We start from the raw sequence: 16567 nt of genomic DNA, 5'->3' as shown, positions 1-16567 counted from the left end.
TCTCCAGCACGAGAGGACGCTCCACCATGCACGCAGACCTGTCCCGCATCACCTTCCAGCCGGAACGCGGCTACTCCGCGGTGGTCGCCCAGCAGGGCCGCGTCCAGCTGGACTCCGACGCCAACGAGCAGACCCTGATCCAGCTGCACGCGCAGCGGCTCGTGCTGACCGACCTGATCGGCCCGTACGGCGGGCCGGTCGACGCGAACGGTTTCGGGATCGAGCGGATCGCCGGGCCACACGGACTCGACGATCTGGCCATCGGCGGGGGCCGCTACTACGTGGGCGGCATCCGCTGCGACTCGTACCGCCCGGAGCCCGGGCTCGCCGTCCCCGACGAGGACGAGCAGCCGGAGCCCGTGGAGCAGCCGTCGAGCTGGACCTACTGGGACCAGCCCGACGCGTTCCGGGACCCCGAGCTGGTCGAGGATCGGTTACCGGAGGCGCCCTACCTGGTGTATCTGAAGGTGTGGGAGCGGGCGGTCACCGCCGCCGAGGACCCGGCGTTGCGGGAGGTGGCGCTCGGCTCGGCCGCACCGGACACGTCCGCCCGGGTCAAGGTGGTCTGGCAGGTGCTGGCGCTGCCCGCGGCAGACCTGGGTGTGACCAACGGTGACGCGCCGCCGGACTCGATCCGGCAGGCCTTCGCGGACTGGTCGCGGGAGCAGCGCGCTCAGCAGCCGCTGCTGGCGGCTCGCAGCAGGCGACCGGCCGACGCCGACTCCGAACCGTGCCTGGTGAGTCCGGAAGCCCGCTACCGAGGACCGGAGAACCAGCTCTACCGCGTGGAGATCCACGACGGCGGAGCGGAATCCGGGGCGACGTTCAAGTGGTCCCGGGAGAACGGTTCGGTCACCTTCGCGATCGACGAGGTCGACGGCACCTGGGTGTCGCTGGGTTCGCTGGGCGGCGACGACAAGCTGGACCTGGACGTCGGTGACTTCGTCGAGGTCGTCGACACGGCCTACACCAGCCGCCTGCGACCGAAACCGTTGCTGCGAGTGGAAGAACTGGACCTGCCGCAGCGGCGGGTGCGCCTGTCGGCGGAACCCGAAACCGGGCGCAGGCCCGAGCTGCACCCGTTCTTGCGCCGCTGGGACCAGCGGGAGGGCAGCAAGCAGCCCGGCACTCCGACCAGGCCGATGCGCGACGGCGCGATCCCGGTGGAGGAGGGGCGCTGGCTGCGGTTGGAGGACGGCGTCGAGGTCTACTTCAAGAGCTCCGACCCGAACCGTCCCGCCTACCGCACCGGCGACCACTGGCTGATCCCCGCCCGCGTCGCCACCGGCGACGTGGAGTGGCCGACCGACCCGGCGAGCCGACCGCTGCTGCGCGAACCCACCGGCATCTTCGTGCAGCACGCACCGCTGGCCTGGGTGGCGAGCGAGCAGCAGATCGTCGACCTCCGCCTCACCTTCGGCCTCACCTGACCACGTATGTCCAGTGTGGACTTGGCGAAACGCTCTGGTGCGGTTGGTCTTCCGCGCGGCGGCGAACGGTCTCGTTGATCCGGCTCGGCGCCGGGCGCGGTGGGGGAGGCACCGCGCCCGGCCCGCCCCGGCAGAGTCTCGAGCCACTCGCGCGTCGCAGGGGACCCGGCCGGGAACCGGCCCGCGCCCGGTCGGGGTTCAAGGCGACGGACCGCATCAAGGTGAATGGCCGCTCCGCCCAGTGGGATTGGGCAAAGGGTCCGTTCACCTGGTCAGAAGTGCGGGATGTTGCGGACTGCGTGCAGGATGGCGTTGCACTTGTTGCAGGAGGGGGCTCGGACCCATTCGTTGTCGGATATCCGCTCGGGCATCGTGGTGAGCACCCCGCAGACCGAGGTGGCTTCGGGGAGGCCGTTCCAGCGGGGGCCGTGGAACGCGTGGCGGATTCCGTCCGCCGGGCGCCAGAAGTGCCGCGGGCTCATGCCGCCTCCCGGCGGGTGTTGCGGCACGCCAGCCGTCGCTGCCACCGAGGCCGATCGTTCGCACGGCGCCGCGTCTCGGGATCGTCGGCCGGCCACGTGATCGGCCCGGTCTCCTCCGGAGACGAAGCCGCACGCCCCGGTAGCACACCGGATGCCACTATCCCGGCCCCGTCCGCCATCGCGGCGCACTCCCGGCACACCACACGATCCGCCTCACCGTCCGGAAACCGCGCCCACCGCCGCAGGTGCACCGGCCCGTAGACGTACGTCCCGCACGCCGACGGCAAAGCCCCACCACCGGCCCGCCGAACGGCGTGCCACCGGGTGTCCACCGGCCCCCGGGACGCCGCCCAGAGCGCGATTTGCGGATCGGCGGAACGCCTTCCCCAGCTGCGGGAAATTTCGAAGCCGCAGTCGTTCTCGGTTCGGATCCTTCTGCTGTGCAGATTTCCCGCAGGGGCGGTCGTGGGTGAATTCATGCGTCCAATCCTTCATGGTTCAAGGAATCCCCGTTGCTGCCGGGGGATTCGAGGGAGAGCCGGGTGGGCTGGCATCATGCTCGGCGCGGAAGCCGTTCCCGGCGGGTTGCTGATGTCCGAGAACGATGTACCAGCGGCGGATTCGCCGACAACGGCGTGTTCCTAACCGCATCGGGTGATCAGACGGTGCACTCGCGAACATTGCGATGTTGCGGGTATGACAACACGGAGCGCGGATGGTGAGAACGCCGAAGAATCAAGCCTTGGGTAAGGCTTTGCGACAAGCTCGGGAAGAGCACGGTTTAACGTTGCGCGCTTTCGCCAAGAGGCTCGAACGAGATCCGGGAGTGCTCTCGCGGTGGGAGACCGGCGATCGGACGCCGCGCCCGGAGCAGGTGGCGCAAGTGCTGACCTCGCTCAGCATCAACGGCGAGCGGTACGAGGAGATCGTCGCACTCGCCTACGGCGCAGACGACCCGAACTGGGTGGCCACGACACTCCCGGCCCAGCGCCAGCAGCTGGAGGCAGTGATGGACTTGGAGCGGCGGGCGACGCAGATCGTGGAGGTGTCACCGCTGATGATTCCGGGGCTGCTGCAAACGAGTGACTACATCGGGGCTGTCATGGAAGGCGGTGGTGTCCCCGAGTCAGAGATCGGTGCGCGAACCGCGCACCGAATCAGTCGTAGGGAGGCAATAACCGGGCAGCGACCTCCAGGACTCGTCGCGTTCATCGGGGAAGCCGCGTTGCACCAAGTGATCGGGAGCAGGGCAGTCATGCGTGCGCAGCTTCAGTTCCTGGATCGGATGGCGGCCAGGGCGAACGTTGAACTCCGTGTCGTTCCGCTCGCCAGCGGCTGGCATCCGGGACTGGAAGGACCCTTCTTCCTCATCCGGTCCGGCCTGGATGAGGTGGTCCATTTGGAGAATCGCAAGTCCGGACTCTTCCTGCATGAGCACGCGGATGTGAAGATCTACCGAGAAGCCGTCGGCATGGTCGAGAGCGTGTCGAGGAACGCGCACGAGTCTCGATCCATCATCGCCGATCTTGCCAGGAGGATGGAGGAGCGCCGATGAACGCGGAACGCACCTGGATCAAGTCGAGCCGCAGCCAGAACACCACGACCTGCGTCGAGGTGACGACGACGTTCGACGAGATCAGGGATTCCAAGGACCCGAACGGCCCAACCCTCAAGGCCGCCGTCGCACCTCTGGTGCAGGCCATCAAGACCGGCCGCTTCGAAAACTAGCCGACTCCGAGCCCCTGGGCGCCCCGCTCGGCCCAGGGGCTCGCCCGGAGATCCGAGGAGTCCGGACCCCGCAACGAGGAACGGGAGTGCCCATGAGCGCGGAACGCACCTGGATCAAGTCGAGCCGCAGCCAGAACACGGCAACGTGCGTCGAGGTGGCGACGACGTTCGACGAGATCCGCGACTCGAAGGACCCGAACGGTCCGACGCTGAGGACCGATGTCGCCTCGTTGGTACGGGCGATCAGATCCGGGCGTTTCGAGAGTTGACGGCTCGGCTTCGCGGGGCCGCGGGAGGTACTGATGAGGTTGCTGCTGAGCTCGTGGTTTCTGCCTCCGGGCACTCGCCCGTCGGTGCTGCCCGGCACCTCTCGCGCCGGCCGTGCAGGCATCGTCTTGAACGCGCTCGACGCGGACGGTCGCTCGCGCTATCGCGATTGTGATCGCGAACGCCGCACGATCGAGGGATTCGGCTACTCGTGCGAAGAGCTCGATCTCCGCGACCACTTCGAGGAGTCCGAGGAGCTGCCCCGGCGTTTGACCGAGCTCGAACTCGTCTGGGTTGTGGGTGGCAACGCGTTCGTCCTCGCCCGCGCCATGGCTCAGGCAGGATTCCGTGATGCGCTCGCAGAGCAGTTCCCTCGGCCCGAGTTCACCTACGGCGGCTACTCGGCCGGAGCCTGCGTCGCCGGACCGGACCTCCGAGGCATCGACCTCATCGATGACCCGGCAGTCCTGCCCGACGGGTATCCGCCGACGACCGCACCGGAGTGCCTCGGTCTGGTGCCCTACCGGATCGTTCCGCACTGGCGGTCCGAACACCGCGAATCGGAGAGCGCGGGGCGTGCCGCCGCTTATCTGGCTGCGAGCGGACTGGCGCACCGATGCCTACGAGACGGGGAGGCGGTGACCGTCCACGACTTCGCCGGCCCGGTCACCTGACCGTTCCCTGCGGTCTCCTCGTGAATGAGGCGTCTTAAGGCCCGTCAGCCCGACCGTCGGAGGCGGGTGCGGATTCGTTCGGCTGCCGGGTCGGTGAAGTCGGCGAGCAGGCCCGCTGCCTCGCGGCGGCACTCGTCGGCCTCGGCGTCGCCGGTGTGGTCGAGGGCGGTGGTGAGGTGGTCGAGTGCGATGGCCAGTTGCCGGCGGTCGTCGAGCTCGCGGAACGAATTCGCCGCCATGCGGTGGAAACCGGCGGCTTCGTCGGCTCGGTCGAGCGCCAGGTAGGCCGTTCCCGTGGCGTCGAGCGCCTCGGCTTCGCGAGACCGGTCGGCCAGGCGGCGTTGCAGCGAGGCCGCCCGCTGGAAGGAGATCAGCGCCTCCGACGGCTGCCCGAGTTCGACCTGCACCCGGCCGAGTTCGAGCGACCAGTACGCCTCCCACGCCCGGTTCTCGTGCTCGTGGGCGATCGCCAACGCTTCCTCGACGTAGCCGTGCGCGGACTCCGGTCGCCCCAGGCCCCGGTGCGCGTGGCTGAGGCCGCGCAGCGCGTCGCCTCTGCCGCCGGGAACGCCGAGCCGGGTGTAGCGCTCCTTCGCGTCCCGCAGCAGCACGACGGCCTCCTCGAAACGTTCCAGTCCTAAGTAGACGTTGGCGGTGTTGTTCGAGGACACCGCGATCCAGTACTCGTCGCCGACTTCGACCGCGAGCCGGTGGGTCTGTTCGAACCTGATCAGCGCCCGGTCCAGCTCGTGGCCGCGCAGGTGCGCCATGCCCACGGCGTTGGTGGACGCGAGCTCGCCCGCCCGGTCGCCGAGCTCGCGGCGGATGTCGAGCGCCGCCGTCTGGAACCGGATTCCCTCCGCGCGCCGGGAGGACTGGGTATGCGCCTTGCCCAAGCTCTCCAACATGTCGGCTTCGGCATGCCTGTCGCCGGACGCGCGGGCGGTGCCCAAGCCGATGGTGCTGGTCGCGAACCAGTCGTCGAACTGGTTGCGGCCCGCGTAGATTCCGCGCAGCAGTGCGGGAAGCAGCCACGCCAGCTCGTGCAGGTTCGCTTCCTCGGCGGCTCGGGTGGCGGCGACCAGGTTCGTCCGCTCCCGCTCGTACCACTGCGCCGCTTCCTCTGGCGTGGTGAACGCAGGGGTGGACGCCTCGATCGGCGGGCGCCGGTGCGCGGGCGCCAGCACCCGCACCGCCTGGTCGGCACATCCCGCGTACCAGCGCACCGCCCGCTCCAGCGCGGCGCGGACGGTGTCGGCGGACTCCTCGGTGCGGGCCTGGTCCGTGGCGTACGCGCGGAGCAGATCGTGGAACTCGTAGCGGTCCGGCCGGTGCTGCTCCAGCAGGTGCGCGCCGACCAAGTCGTCCAACAACCGGCGCACCCGGCTCACGGGCAGATCGGCCAGCGCGGCCGCCGCCGCGGAACCGAAATCGCGACCGGGATGCAGGCCGAGCAGCCGGAACAGGCGGCTCGCATCCTTCGACAGAGCCCGGTACGACCAGGCGAACACGGAGCGGACCGCGTCCGAATCATCGTCGTCGCCCGCGGTGAGCGCGTCCCACAACGCGGATTCGTCCCGCAGCTCCTCGATGAGGTCGCCCAACGGCACGCTCGGCCTGCTGATCGCGCGTTCGGCCGCGATGCGCAGCGCGAGCGGGAGCCGCGCGCACAGCCGCGCCAGCTCGTCGAGATCCGTGCCGTCGTCCGGGCCGCGGTGGCCGTCGGAGAGGCTCCGCAGCAGCCGAACGGACTCCTCCTCGGGCAGGACTCCGAGCGTCACCCGGCGAGCGCCGTCGCGCGCGACGAGGCCGGAAAGCCTGCTGCGGCTGGTGATCAGCGTGAGGCAGTCACCGCTGCCGGGCAGCAGCGGCCGAACCTGCCCGACGGTGGCCGCGTTGTCGAGCACGATCAGCATCCGGCGCCCGGCCAGCTGTGAACGGTAGAGCGCCGCGCGGGATTCGAGGTCGGCCGAAATCTGATCACCGGGCACGCCCAATGCCCGCAAGAAGCGATCCAACGCCTGATCAGGGGTGACGAGCGGACCCGGATCGTAGCCGTGCAGGTTGACGTAGAGCTGCCCGTCGGGGAAGCGCGAGGCCATGCGGTGCGCCCAATGCACGGCCAGCGAGGTCTTGCCCACCCCAGCGGTACCGACCACCACGCACGGAGCCATCGCGCCCCCGCCGTCGTCGGGCAGGAGCAGGTCGAGCTGTTCGAGTTCACCGTGCCGGTTGACGAAACCCGGCACGTCGGCCGGTAATTGCCGAGGAAGGCCGTCGTCGGTGCGCTGGGTGCCGTGGAAGTGGATGCCGCCGCTGACGCGGCCTGCCTGGATCACTTCGTTCGCGCTACCGGAGAGCTCGTTCCTGGAGTCGTCGCCGTCCCGCGTCGGCATGTCACCCATCTCGGTTCGGCGTCACGCGGACGGAGCTTCGCACTCCGTGGGGCGCAATCCCGCCACTTCTCGGTTGAAGAACGCGTCGAGCGGTTCCCCGCTTCCCTCCAGTGCGTCCATGAAGATCATCCACCGGCGGGCGGTCGGCTCGTCGACGTACCGGATGGCTCCTTCGGCGACGCCGTCGGAGTCGTAGAGGACTTCGTACACGGTGTCCGGTCCGATCACGAAGATCTCGGGCAGCACACCATCGCGCTCCCACTTCTCCAGCATGTCCGGGTTGACGACCGTGATCGAAGCACCGCACTGCTGCCGGATCAGCAGCGAGTTCAGCTCCCACACCAGGTAGGGGCTCAGCGAATCCTCGACGACCCGGATGCGGAACACGGAAAATCCGTGCGCGGAGACCCGGTCGAAGTAGTCCTTGAGCTTCGGCCGCCGCTCTTCGAGCAGCTGGATCGACAGGTCCCAGTTCCCCTCGTTGAACGCGTTCCAACTGGGGCTTTCCGGCTGCCGGAACGTCTGCCTGCGTTCGAACTTCCATGCTGAGGTATTCCGCGGGTTCCAGAATCGCGCATTGAAGTCGGCGAGGTATTCATCGAGCGTCAACCTGTCCCCGGAATCCCGAGGGGGAAGGCGAGTCAATTCACTCATGGGGGATGTCCCCCTTCGCGGACCTGAGCATGGAGCCGGGGATCACGACGAGTCGTTCGTCGTAGCCCACGTTCACCCCGTCCGGCAACGAGTGGGCGTAGCCGTCGGTGAGGTCGCGGCCGATCACGGCGATGTCGCCGTTGTCGAGCTCCCAGATGTCCGGGCAGGTCGGCTCGTCGTCGGTGTGGCCGAGTTCGAGCGCGGACTTCCCGAGTCGTCTTCGGAAGGTCGCTGACGGGTCTGCTTCCCATGGCCGTGGCATGGCAATCCCTCCGCTCATCGGTGCGCCAACGGGAAAATTAACGAAACTTCCAGCGTCTGTAGGAAATTTTCCGCAGGGAATTGCGTGGCTGGAAGATGCCCGTTGTTCGCGTTGGTGCTTGCCTCGCGGAAGGTCAGTGTAATTGCGCCGCAGTCTCGCTGTCCGATTTTGCCACTCGATTGGGCGTCGGTAAATCGCCTGGTTGATGGCTTAAACATGCGCGAATGCGGGTTGTGCCCGAATCTTCGTGGAAATGAGGACCGTCCCGGGAGTGTGCCGCAACGATTCGCGAATAAGCCAGATGGAATACTCATAGCGCGAGCGAGGGTAGCGCCCCGCACACCGAAGTTCGCCCCGCGAAGCAAGATCGTTACCGCCCCCGCGCGGCATCCGCCGTTCGGCGCAAGCGGCGACGCGCGAACGGCACCCCGCGGAGTGGTCCGGAATGCGGCAGCGCCCCGGAACCGTTGGATCCGGGGCGCTCCTGGTCGCAAGGTGTGGGTCAGGAGAGTTCGGCGAGGACCTTGCTCACGATGGTTCCCCTGGCGAGGCCGTAGCGTTCGTGCAGCGTCGGCAGGGCGCCCGCGTCGAGGAACCGATCGGGCAGGGCGACGGGCACGACGCGTTTCTGCTCGCCCGCCTTGGCCATTTCGGCGGCGAGGGTTTCGAAGAGGCCGCCGACGACGGTGTGGTTCTCCAACGTCACGACCAGCCGGTCGCCGTCGGTCTCGCGCAGCACGGTCTCCGCGTCGAACGGCTTGATCGTGGGGCTGTGCACCACGGCCACGTCCACGCCGTGCTCGGCGAGGTCTTGCGCGGCCTGCAGCGCGCGCATCGTCATCAGGCCGCTGGAGACGAACACGACGTCGTTGCCGCCGCGCAGCACCGAAGCCTTGCCCAGCTTGAACTCGTAGTCGTACTCGTCGAGCACCGTCGGCACCTTGCCGCGCAGCAACCGCAGGTACGTCGGCCCGTCGGAACTCGCGAGCTGCGGCACCGCCTGTTCGATGTCCACCGAATCGCACGGATCGACGATCGTCAGGTTCGGCATCCCCCGGAAGATCGCGATGTCCTCCGTGGCCTGGTGGCTCGGCCCGTAACCGGTGGTGAGGCCGGGCAGGCCGCCGATGATGTTCACGTTGAGGTTCGGTTCGGCGATGTCCAGGCACAGGAAGTCGTAGGCCCGCCGCGCCGCGAACACGCTGTAGGTGGAGGCGAACGGCACGAGTCCGACCTCGGCCATCCCCGCCGCCGCGCCGAACAGGAGTTGCTCGGCCATGCCCATCTGGAAGAACCGGTCAGGGTGCGCCTCGGCGAACACGTGCATGTCGGTGTACTTGCCGAGGTCGGCGGTGAGGCCGACGATCCGCTGGTCCTGCTCGGCGAGCGCGGCCAGCGCGTGCCCTAACGGGGCGGACGCGGTCGGCTGCCCCGGATCGGCGAAGGAAGCGATCATCGCCGAGGTGGTCAGGCGTTTCTTGGTGGGGGTGCTCATGCGCTCGCTCCTTCGAAACCGGCGGTGAGCTGGTCGCGGCACAGCTGCCATTCGTCCTCGTCGATCCGCATGAAGTGCGCCTTCTCGCGTGCTTCCAGCAGCGGAACGCCGCGGCCGATCTTGGTGTCGCAGAGGATCACCGACGGAGCGCCGTGCGGCTCGGCCTGCTCGGCCACCGCGTCGAACGCGGCCAGCAGGGCTTCCACGTCGTTGCCGTCGACGCGCTGGGTGAACCAGCCGCACGCCGCCCACTTCTGCTCGGCGGGTTCGATGCTCAGCACCGACTCCGTCTTCCCGTCCGCCTGCAACGCGTTCATGTCGACCATCGCGGTCAGGCCGCCGAGCCGGTGGTGGTTGGCGCCCATCGCGGCCTCCCACGTTGAGCCCTCGTCGAGCTCACCGTCGGAGAGGAAGTTGAAGATCCGCGAGGTGGCGGACCGCAACCGCAGCCCCAGCGCCATGCCGACGGCGACGGTCAGGCCGTGGCCCAGCGAACCGCCGGAGATCTCCATACCGGGCGTGTAGGACGCCATGCCCGACATCGGCAGCCGCGAACCGTCCGACCCGTAGGTCTCCAGCTCGTCGACCGGCACGATGCCCGCTTCGGCGAGCGCCGCGTACAGGGCGATGGCGTAGTGGCCGGTGGACAGCAGGAACCGGTCCCGCTGCTCCCACTGCGGATCTTCGGGGCGCAGCCGGAGCTGGTCGGCGTAGGTCACCGCGAGCATGTCGGCGACGCCCAGCGCCTGGCCGACGTAGCCCTGGCCCTGCACCTCGCCCATGTCCAGCATGTGGTGGCGCATCCGGTACGCGGCCGCGCGCACCCGATCCGCCCGCTCGGCGAGGTCGAGCCCTTCCGTGCGTGACGTGCTCACTGCGGTCATGCGGTCCTCACTTCCCTTCCGTGGTCAGGCCGAAACCGGCGAACGGTCCGGTTCGGCGAGCTTCGCCGGAGCGGTCTCCGGGGTGAACGCGGCGGCGATGGTGGAGATCACGCCCAGCAGCACGAACAGCAGCGCCGGCCCGATCCACCCCAGTCCGCCGTAGAGCGCGGTCGCCAGGAACGGCAGCAGCCCGGCCACCATCGACGCGCCGTTGTAGCCCAGCGAAATTCCGGAGGAACGGACGTCGCGCGGGAACTGCTCGGAGAACCACGACGACTCCACCGCGAAGATCGGATCGTGGCTCAGCAGCAGGCCCAGCGACACCGCCACCACCACGGCGATGCCCGCGCCGGTGTTGACCAGCAGGAACATCGGGATGCCGAACAGGATGGTGAACACCGCGCCCAGCAGGAACACCGGCTTGCGCCCGATCCGGTCGGACCACGCGCCGAACAGCAGGTGGCTGAGCAGGCCCAGCGCGGAGCCGACGATGGTGCCGACCAGCACGTTCTGCTTGTCCGACAACCCGGCGAGCACCACGTAGGAGAGCATGAAGCTGGTGGTGATGTAGTAGCCGCCGGTCTCCGCCAGCCGCAGCGCCACGATCTTGAGGATGGCCCGCCAATCGCGGCGCAGCACCTCCAGCGCCGGAGTCTTGTGGATTTCGCCGCGTTCCTTCATCTCGGTGAAGTCCGGTGACTCGGAGATCTTCATCCGGATGAACATGCCCGCGCCGACCATCACGATCGACAGCAGGAACGGCACCCGCCACACCCAGTCGCCCTCGAACAGTGCCTCGGAAGCCAGGAATCCGCCGTTGGCCAGCAGCAGCCCGGCGGGGATGCCGATCTGCGGCACCGCGCCGTAGAAGCCGCGCTTGCGTTCGGGCGCGTGCTCCACGGACATCAGGACGGCGCCGCCCCACTCCGCGCCGAACCCGATGCCCTGCACGATCCGCAGCAGGATCAGCAGAATCGGGGCGAGCACCCCGGCCTGGCCGTAGGTGGGCAGCACGCCGATCAGCACGGTGCCCAAGCCCATGATCGCCAGCGACCACATCAGCACCGTCTTGCGGCCCAGCCGGTCGCCGTAGTGCCCGGCGAGATACCCGCCCAGCGGGCGGAAGAAGAACCCCACGGCGAGCGTCGCGAACGAGGCCAGCACGCCGAGGAGTTCGTTGCCGGTGTGGAAGAACACCGACCCGAAGTACGCCGCCGAAGCGGTGCCGTAGATGAAGAAGTCGTAGCTCTCGACCGCGGTACCGATCATCGAGGCGACCGACACCTTCGTCGGATCGTCGCGTCGACCGGAGGTGGGCGCAGCGGACATGGTCTGCTCCTTTGCAGAAACCACCGGGGCCGGAGAGCCGGGGTGGCCGCGAGCCGGTGGCTCGCTGGTCTTTCCGCGATGTGCGGTGGAAATCGCCTCAGGCGTAGGTCTCGATCACCCGCGAGTCGTCGCGAGCGCCCAGCCCGGCGTCGGCGGCGCGTTCGTAGCGTTCCCGCGCGAGGTCCAGCAGGGGAGTGTCGGCGTCGGCCTGCCGGGCGGCGTCGGCGACGAGGTTGCTGTCCTTGACGAAGATGCCGATCGTGCTGGTGACCTCGACATCGGTGCCCTGCAACATGCGCGGACCCCGGTCGGAGAGCATCCACGACCCGGCGGCCCCGTTCTCGACCAGCGACAGCACTTGCTCGCGGTCCAGCCCGAGCTCACCGGCGAGCGAGAGCGCTTCGGCGGCGGCCACGATGTGCACCGAGCACAGGTGCTGGTTGACCACCTTGATCGCCTGGCCGTCACCGACCCGCTCGCCGACCTCGCGCACCGCGCCGAAGCAGTTCAGCACCGGTCGCGCGAACTCCACTGTGGATCGATTTCCGGCGGCGAACAGGGTGAGTTCGCCGGTGCGCGCTCGCGCGACACCACCGGTGACCGGCACGTCCAGCACCAGCGCACCTGCGCCGGTGAGCCGGGCGCCCTGCTCGCGGACCGCGTCGGGGCCGACCGTGCTCATCACGATCCAGCGCTGACCGTCGAGATCGTCGCGGGTCAACGCCTCATCGACCAGGGCGACCAGTTGATCGGGAGTCGCGACCATGACCACGACGAACTCCGCGCGCGGAGCTCCGGTCAGGGACGGAATCGCCGGAATCCCTTGCGCCGCAGCCCATTCTCGCGCGGCCGGAGTCGGATCCACCGCCGTCGTCGAGCGGCCCGCGGCGACCAGCCTGCTCGCCATGTGCCGTCCGATGGCGCCGATCCCCACGAACACCACATCGGGTTCGTCCACGAGTCAACCTCCTGCTCCGGCCCGTGTTCGGGCAGCACGCGCGGACGCCCGAGGTTCGGGCGTGCGAGTTCCTGATGTCCGGCGGTGAATCCGGTGCGGGGCGGTCAGTCCTCGCCGGTCAGCGCGGACCACACCTCGAAGTGGCGGCGCATCGCCGATCGCGCGCTCTCGCCGTCGCGGCGCTCCACGGCATCGACGATTCCGTAGTGGACGGTGTCGATGATGCGGTTCTCGCCCTCCCGCAACGGTTCCCGTTCCACGGCGACCCGTCGGCGGTCCACCACCTCGTCGCGCAGCACGTGGCTCAGGCCGTCGTGCAGCAGCGTGAAGATCGGGTTGTTCACCACGGTGAACAGGTGGCGGTGGAAGTCCAGGTCCGCCTCCAGCGCGCGCTCGTCCTCGCCCGCCGCGCTCGCGCGCACCATCTCGTCCACCAGGCCGCGCAGCGTGTCCACGTCGTCTGCCGTCGCCAGCCGGGCGGCGGCCTCCGTCATCGAGATCTCCAGCATCTCCCGCGCCGAGCGGAACTGTCCGCCGCCGAGCTGGCCGAGCTCGCTGGAGAGGTCGAAGTAGAGCTGGATGAAGCTCGCGTCCGGCACGCCGAGGTACGAACCGCGGCCCTGGGTGCGGGTGAGGAAGCCCAGCATCTCCAGCATCGACAGCTGCTCGCGCAGCGTGCCGCGGCTGACGTCGAGGGAGGCGACGAGCTCGCGCTCCGTGGGCAGCCGCAGCAGGTCGGTACCCGGCTCGGGCGTCGCCTGTTCCGCCAGGCTGCGCACCAGGAACGAGAGATCAACGCCCACCGGTATCTCCTTTGGTAGAACCAATGCGCCGTACGTTAAGCAGCGTCCGTTGCAGTGTCAACGCTTTGGTCGGACCTTTGCTGCCTGCTGGAGGCGGCCGCCTCTTCCTGGGCAGGCCAAGGGGAACGTGCGTCCGGGGACTCTTCGTCCGGGGGAACTGCTCGCGGGATGCGAAAGTGACGTGCGGCACAAAGGATTGAGTGTGCCGTTGGGGCATGGCTTCTGCTGCTCGTACCGCCCACCGGGCGGGCGCTCATCAGGGGGCTCGGAGAGGACATCATGTACGACACGATCATCATCGGTGCCGGTTCGGCGGGGGCGGCGCTCGCGGGGCGGCTGACCGAGGACGATCAGCGGCGGGTGCTGGTGCTGGAAGCGGGCCTGGACTACCGCTCCGCCGAAACTCCGCCAGAGATCCAGGGCGTTGAGCCCGGCAAGAACCGCCTGCCCGAGCAGCTGGCGCAGTCCCACACCTTCCCGGAGTTGCAGGCATCGCGATCCGCCGCGCAACCCCCGGCGACCTACGTGCGGGGGCGCGGCGTGGGCGGGAGCTCGGCGATCAACGGGCTGTTCGCGATCCGGCCCACCGTGGAGGACTTCGACGGCTGGGCGGCGAACGGCTGCACCGGCTGGAGCCACCGGGACGTGCTGCCGCTGCTGATGAAACTGGAGAACGACCAGGACTTCGCGCACGAGGACTACCACGGTGCCGACGGGCCGATCCCCGTGCTGCGGCCGAGCCGCGAGAACTTCGCCACGATCGAATCGGCCCTCGACCAGATCACCGAGCGCAGGGGCCACCCGTGGGCTCCCGACCACAACGCGCCCGGTGCGACCGGAGTGTCGCCGTACGCCTACAACAGCTTCGGCACGCGCCGCGTGTCCACCAACGACGCCTACCTGGAGCCGGCGCGGGAGCGGCCGGGACTGCACGTCGTGGGCGGCGCGCCGGTCGACCGGATCCTCATCAGCGGCGGCCGGGCGACCGGGGTGCGGGCGATCGTCGACGGCGAGCCCGCCGAGTTCCACGCCGCCGAGGTCGTGGTCTCGGCCGGTGCCGTGCACTCTCCGGCGATCCTGCAACGCTCCGGCATCGGCCCGGCAGCGCAGCTGCGGGAGCTGGGCATCGAGCCCGTCGCGGACCTCCCGGTGGGACTCGGATTGCAGGACCACGCGGCGATGTTGCTGGTGCTCGGCCTGCACGAGCCGCCCGACTTCGGCGGGCTGCCCGAACGCGGCCAGCTGTTCCTGCGCTTCACCACCGGTGTCGGCGGCGAGAGCAACGACGGCGTGCTCGCCACACCGGGCGCGATGGGGGAGGGGCTCCCGGTCGCCGGCGTCATCGGCTGGAACAACCGGGCTCGCTCGACCGGCCGGGTCCGGCTCACCTCCACCGATCCGACGGTGGATCCCGCCGTGGAGCTGAACATGCTGTCCGATCCGGAGGACATGCTGCGGTTCCGGGTCGTCGTCGACGAGCTGCGCGAGATCGCGGCCCAACCGGAGTTGCAGAAGCTCTCCGCCGGGATGGGGCTCGGTCCGGGCATGGTCGCGCCGGACACGGCGATGTCGGACAAGGAGTTCGCCGAGTTCGCCCTCGCCAACGTCCTCGACACCGCGCACGCCTCGGGCACTTGCCGGATGGGCGGCGCGGGAGCCTCGGACGTCGTGGTGGATCCCGAGGGCCGGGTGCTCGGCGTCGAAGGGCTGCGGGTCGCCGACGCGAGCGTGTTCCCGTGGGTGCCGCGCGCGAATCCGCACCTGGCCGCGGTCCTGGTGGGGGAGAAGATGGCGGACGTGATGCGTGGCTGATCAAGCGGGCCGGAGGGCGTCCCGGGTGAGTTCGGCGGGGGTGGTGTGGCCGGTGAGTCCCAGGGTGAGGTCGAACTCGGCGAGCACGTTCGCCGCGACCGAGCGGACACCCTCCTGCCCGGCCAGGGCCAGGCCGTAGAGGTACGGACGGCCCAGGCAGACCGCGTCCGCGCCGAGGGCGAGCGCGGTGAAGACGTCGGCGCCGGAGCGGATTCCGCTGTCGAACAGCACCGTGAGCTCGTCGTTGACCGCCGGTGCGATCTCGGCCAGCGCGTCCAGCGCGGCGACGGAGCCGTCGACCTGGCGGCCGCCGTGGTTCGAGACGACCAGGCCGTCCACTCCGGCGTCCACCGCTCGGCGCGCGTCGTCGGCGTGCAGGACGCCCTTGAGCAAGATCGGCAGGTCCGTGCGATCGCGCAGCGTCGCCAGGTCCGACCAGTTCAGTGATGGACGCGAGTAGGTTTCCAGGAAGGTCTGCACGGCCTCGCGCGGCTCGGGGGAGCGCAGATTTCCCAGCAGCGAACCGGGAAAGCGGCGGCTCATCGACAGCAGCGCGCGGATCGCGGAGAACGTCACGGCCACGTCGGAGTCGCCGCCGGCCGAGCCTCGCCGCACCCGCTCGCGCACCATGTTCCGGAACCGGGGGTCCGAGGTGTACTGCGCGATGCCCTGGCCCCGCGCGAACGGCAGCGAACCGAGGTTGAGGTCCTGCGGGCGCCACCCCAGCAGCGTCGTGTCCAGCGTGACCACGATCGCCTCGGCTCCGCTGCGCTTCGCGCGGGCCAGCAGGCTGTCCACCAGGTCTTCGTCGGTGCTCCAGTACAGCTGGAACCAGCGCGGAGAATCTCCCATCGCGGCGGCGCATTCCTCCATCGGGACGCAACCCTGGTTGGAGAACACGTACGGCAGGCCGAGTTCGGCCGCCGCTTTCGCGATGGCCAGGTCGGCCTGGGGATGGATCAGCTCGGCGGCGCCCACGGGTGCGAACAGGAGCGGAGCCGGGATGCGGCGGCCGAACAGCTCCACGCTCAAGTCCCGCCGGGACACGTCGCGCAACATGCGCGGCACGATCGACCAGCGGTCGAACGCGGCCCGGTTCGCCCGCATCGTCGCCCCGTCACCTGCGCCACCGGCCACGTAAGCCCAGGCCCGCGCCGAGGACTTCCGCCGTGCGCGCCGCTCCAGCGTGCGGAAATCCGTGGGCACCGCGGGTTTCCGCCCGGACACCCCGGCCCGGTAGATCGCGGATTGCCGGTCGCGGCCGAATCCGGCGGCTGAGTCGTCGGGCATGCGGGTTCCTGTTCGAGGCTGTGCGGTCGTCGTCGGCCGATCATCTCCGGCCGGGCCGGATGCGTCCATACCGGCCGAGGCTCGGTGCTCGGCGGAGCCGGTG

General features: G+C 69.4%; 16 protein-coding genes. 6 read left to right on the top strand and 10 right to left on the bottom strand.

The genetic code is table 11. The features are described from left to right. The first annotated feature begins 26 nt into the window (after positions 1-26). The gene (locus tag H2Q94_RS19190; RefSeq protein WP_243788581.1) at positions 27-1430 is read left to right on the top strand and encodes a DUF6519 domain-containing protein; all 1404 of its coding nucleotides are present in this window, start codon (positions 27-29) and stop codon (positions 1428-1430) included. 272 nt (positions 1431-1702) lie between these two features. Here H2Q94_RS19190 and H2Q94_RS19185 read toward each other — a convergent pair whose 3' ends face one another. Further along, positions 1703-1912 carry an HC3 family zinc finger protein gene (locus H2Q94_RS19185; RefSeq protein ID WP_243788580.1) on the bottom strand — a complete coding sequence of 70 codons (210 nt, stop codon included), beginning with the start codon at positions 1910-1912 and terminating at the stop codon, positions 1703-1705. Between the two features lie 715 nt (positions 1913-2627). On the opposite strand from H2Q94_RS19185, the gene H2Q94_RS19180 reads away from it, so the two are divergent. The 4 genes from H2Q94_RS19180 to H2Q94_RS19165 all read left to right on the top strand — a co-directional run bounded on the left by H2Q94_RS19180 (position 2628) and on the right by H2Q94_RS19165 (position 4581). Next, positions 2628-3467 carry a helix-turn-helix domain-containing protein gene (locus H2Q94_RS19180; RefSeq protein ID WP_243788579.1) on the top strand — a complete coding sequence of 280 codons (840 nt, stop codon included), beginning with the start codon at positions 2628-2630 and terminating at the stop codon, positions 3465-3467. After that, entirely contained in the window at positions 3464-3640 is a 177-nt protein-coding gene (locus H2Q94_RS19175) for a DUF397 domain-containing protein (RefSeq protein ID WP_243788578.1), read from the top strand. The genes H2Q94_RS19180 and H2Q94_RS19175 overlap by 4 nt, the downstream gene beginning before the upstream one ends. Positions 3641-3732: 92 nt before the next feature. Beyond that, positions 3733-3909 carry a DUF397 domain-containing protein gene (locus H2Q94_RS19170; protein ID WP_243788577.1) on the top strand — a complete coding sequence of 59 codons (177 nt, stop codon included), beginning with the start codon at positions 3733-3735 and terminating at the stop codon, positions 3907-3909. 33 nt (positions 3910-3942) lie between these two features. Continuing rightward, the gene (locus H2Q94_RS19165) at positions 3943-4581 is read left to right on the top strand and encodes a Type 1 glutamine amidotransferase-like domain-containing protein (protein WP_243788576.1); all 639 of its coding nucleotides are present in this window, start codon (positions 3943-3945) and stop codon (positions 4579-4581) included. 44 nt (positions 4582-4625) lie between these two features. On the opposite strand, the gene H2Q94_RS19160 is transcribed toward H2Q94_RS19165, so the two are convergent. From H2Q94_RS19160 to H2Q94_RS19125, 8 genes are all read right to left on the bottom strand, one after another. Continuing rightward, positions 4626-6977, bottom strand: coding sequence for an ATP-binding protein (locus H2Q94_RS19160; protein ID WP_243788575.1), 2352 nt, complete (start codon positions 6975-6977; stop codon positions 4626-4628). A gap of 21 nt (positions 6978-6998) precedes the next feature. Continuing rightward, the gene (locus H2Q94_RS19155; RefSeq protein WP_243788574.1) at positions 6999-7631 is read right to left on the bottom strand and encodes a DUF6879 family protein; all 633 of its coding nucleotides are present in this window, start codon (positions 7629-7631) and stop codon (positions 6999-7001) included. After that, positions 7624-7893, bottom strand: coding sequence for a hypothetical protein (locus tag H2Q94_RS19150; RefSeq protein ID WP_243788573.1), 270 nt, complete (start codon positions 7891-7893; stop codon positions 7624-7626). The genes H2Q94_RS19155 and H2Q94_RS19150 overlap by 8 nt, the downstream gene beginning before the upstream one ends. Positions 7894-8395: 502 nt before the next feature. Beyond that, complete coding sequence (locus H2Q94_RS19145; protein WP_243788572.1) at positions 8396-9388, bottom strand: transketolase family protein; 993 nt, start codon at positions 9386-9388, stop codon at positions 8396-8398. Beyond that, complete coding sequence (locus H2Q94_RS19140; protein WP_243788571.1) at positions 9385-10272, bottom strand: transketolase; 888 nt, start codon at positions 10270-10272, stop codon at positions 9385-9387. The genes H2Q94_RS19145 and H2Q94_RS19140 overlap by 4 nt, the downstream gene beginning before the upstream one ends. 24 nt (positions 10273-10296) lie before the next feature. Beyond that, complete coding sequence (locus H2Q94_RS19135; protein ID WP_243788570.1) at positions 10297-11601, bottom strand: MFS transporter; 1305 nt, start codon at positions 11599-11601, stop codon at positions 10297-10299. Between the two features lie 97 nt (positions 11602-11698). After that, positions 11699-12559, bottom strand: coding sequence for an NAD(P)-dependent oxidoreductase (locus H2Q94_RS19130; RefSeq protein WP_243788569.1), 861 nt, complete (start codon positions 12557-12559; stop codon positions 11699-11701). A gap of 104 nt (positions 12560-12663) precedes the next feature. After that, positions 12664-13362 carry a FadR/GntR family transcriptional regulator gene (locus H2Q94_RS19125; protein WP_243788568.1) on the bottom strand — a complete coding sequence of 233 codons (699 nt, stop codon included), beginning with the start codon at positions 13360-13362 and terminating at the stop codon, positions 12664-12666. Between the two features lie 279 nt (positions 13363-13641). On the opposite strand from H2Q94_RS19125, the gene H2Q94_RS19120 reads away from it, so the two are divergent. Further along, a complete protein-coding gene (locus H2Q94_RS19120; protein ID WP_243788567.1) occupies positions 13642-15174 on the top strand; it encodes a GMC family oxidoreductase in 1533 nt (510 codons plus the stop codon). On the opposite strand, the gene H2Q94_RS19115 is transcribed toward H2Q94_RS19120, so the two are convergent. After that, entirely contained in the window at positions 15175-16464 is a 1290-nt protein-coding gene (locus H2Q94_RS19115; protein WP_243788566.1) for a lactate 2-monooxygenase, read from the bottom strand. It lies immediately after the preceding gene. Positions 16465-16567 lie beyond the last annotated feature (103 nt).

Source organism: Saccharopolyspora gloriosae, from assembly GCF_022828475.1.
In the GTDB taxonomy this organism is placed as follows: domain Bacteria; phylum Actinomycetota; class Actinomycetes; order Mycobacteriales; family Pseudonocardiaceae; genus Saccharopolyspora_C; species Saccharopolyspora_C gloriosae_A.
The sequence above is the reverse complement of the archived record's forward strand: the minus strand, read 5'-3'. Positions and strand labels throughout refer to the sequence as shown.

Excerpts from the sequence above, each read along its gene's own strand:
- H2Q94_RS19190 (WP_243788581.1), top strand. The coding sequence starts at position 27 with ATGCACGCAGACCTGTCCCGCATCACCTTCCAGCCGGAACGCGGCTAC.
- H2Q94_RS19185 (WP_243788580.1), bottom strand. The coding sequence starts at position 1,912 with ATGAGCCCGCGGCACTTCTGGCGCCCGGCGGACGGAATCCGCCACGCG.
- H2Q94_RS19180 (WP_243788579.1), top strand. The coding sequence starts at position 2,628 with ATGGTGAGAACGCCGAAGAATCAAGCCTTGGGTAAGGCTTTGCGACAA.
- H2Q94_RS19175 (WP_243788578.1), top strand. The coding sequence starts at position 3,464 with ATGAACGCGGAACGCACCTGGATCAAGTCGAGCCGCAGCCAGAACACC.
- H2Q94_RS19170 (WP_243788577.1), top strand. The coding sequence starts at position 3,733 with ATGAGCGCGGAACGCACCTGGATCAAGTCGAGCCGCAGCCAGAACACG.
- H2Q94_RS19165 (WP_243788576.1), top strand. The coding sequence starts at position 3,943 with ATGAGGTTGCTGCTGAGCTCGTGGTTTCTGCCTCCGGGCACTCGCCCG.
- H2Q94_RS19160 (WP_243788575.1), bottom strand. The coding sequence starts at position 6,977 with ATGCCGACGCGGGACGGCGACGACTCCAGGAACGAGCTCTCCGGTAGC.
- H2Q94_RS19155 (WP_243788574.1), bottom strand. The coding sequence starts at position 7,631 with ATGAGTGAATTGACTCGCCTTCCCCCTCGGGATTCCGGGGACAGGTTG.
- H2Q94_RS19150 (WP_243788573.1), bottom strand. The coding sequence starts at position 7,893 with ATGCCACGGCCATGGGAAGCAGACCCGTCAGCGACCTTCCGAAGACGA.
- H2Q94_RS19145 (WP_243788572.1), bottom strand. The coding sequence starts at position 9,388 with ATGAGCACCCCCACCAAGAAACGCCTGACCACCTCGGCGATGATCGCT.
- H2Q94_RS19140 (WP_243788571.1), bottom strand. The coding sequence starts at position 10,272 with ATGACCGCAGTGAGCACGTCACGCACGGAAGGGCTCGACCTCGCCGAG.
- H2Q94_RS19135 (WP_243788570.1), bottom strand. The coding sequence starts at position 11,601 with ATGTCCGCTGCGCCCACCTCCGGTCGACGCGACGATCCGACGAAGGTG.
- H2Q94_RS19120 (WP_243788567.1), top strand. The coding sequence starts at position 13,642 with ATGTACGACACGATCATCATCGGTGCCGGTTCGGCGGGGGCGGCGCTC.
- H2Q94_RS19115 (WP_243788566.1), bottom strand. The coding sequence starts at position 16,464 with ATGCCCGACGACTCAGCCGCCGGATTCGGCCGCGACCGGCAATCCGCG.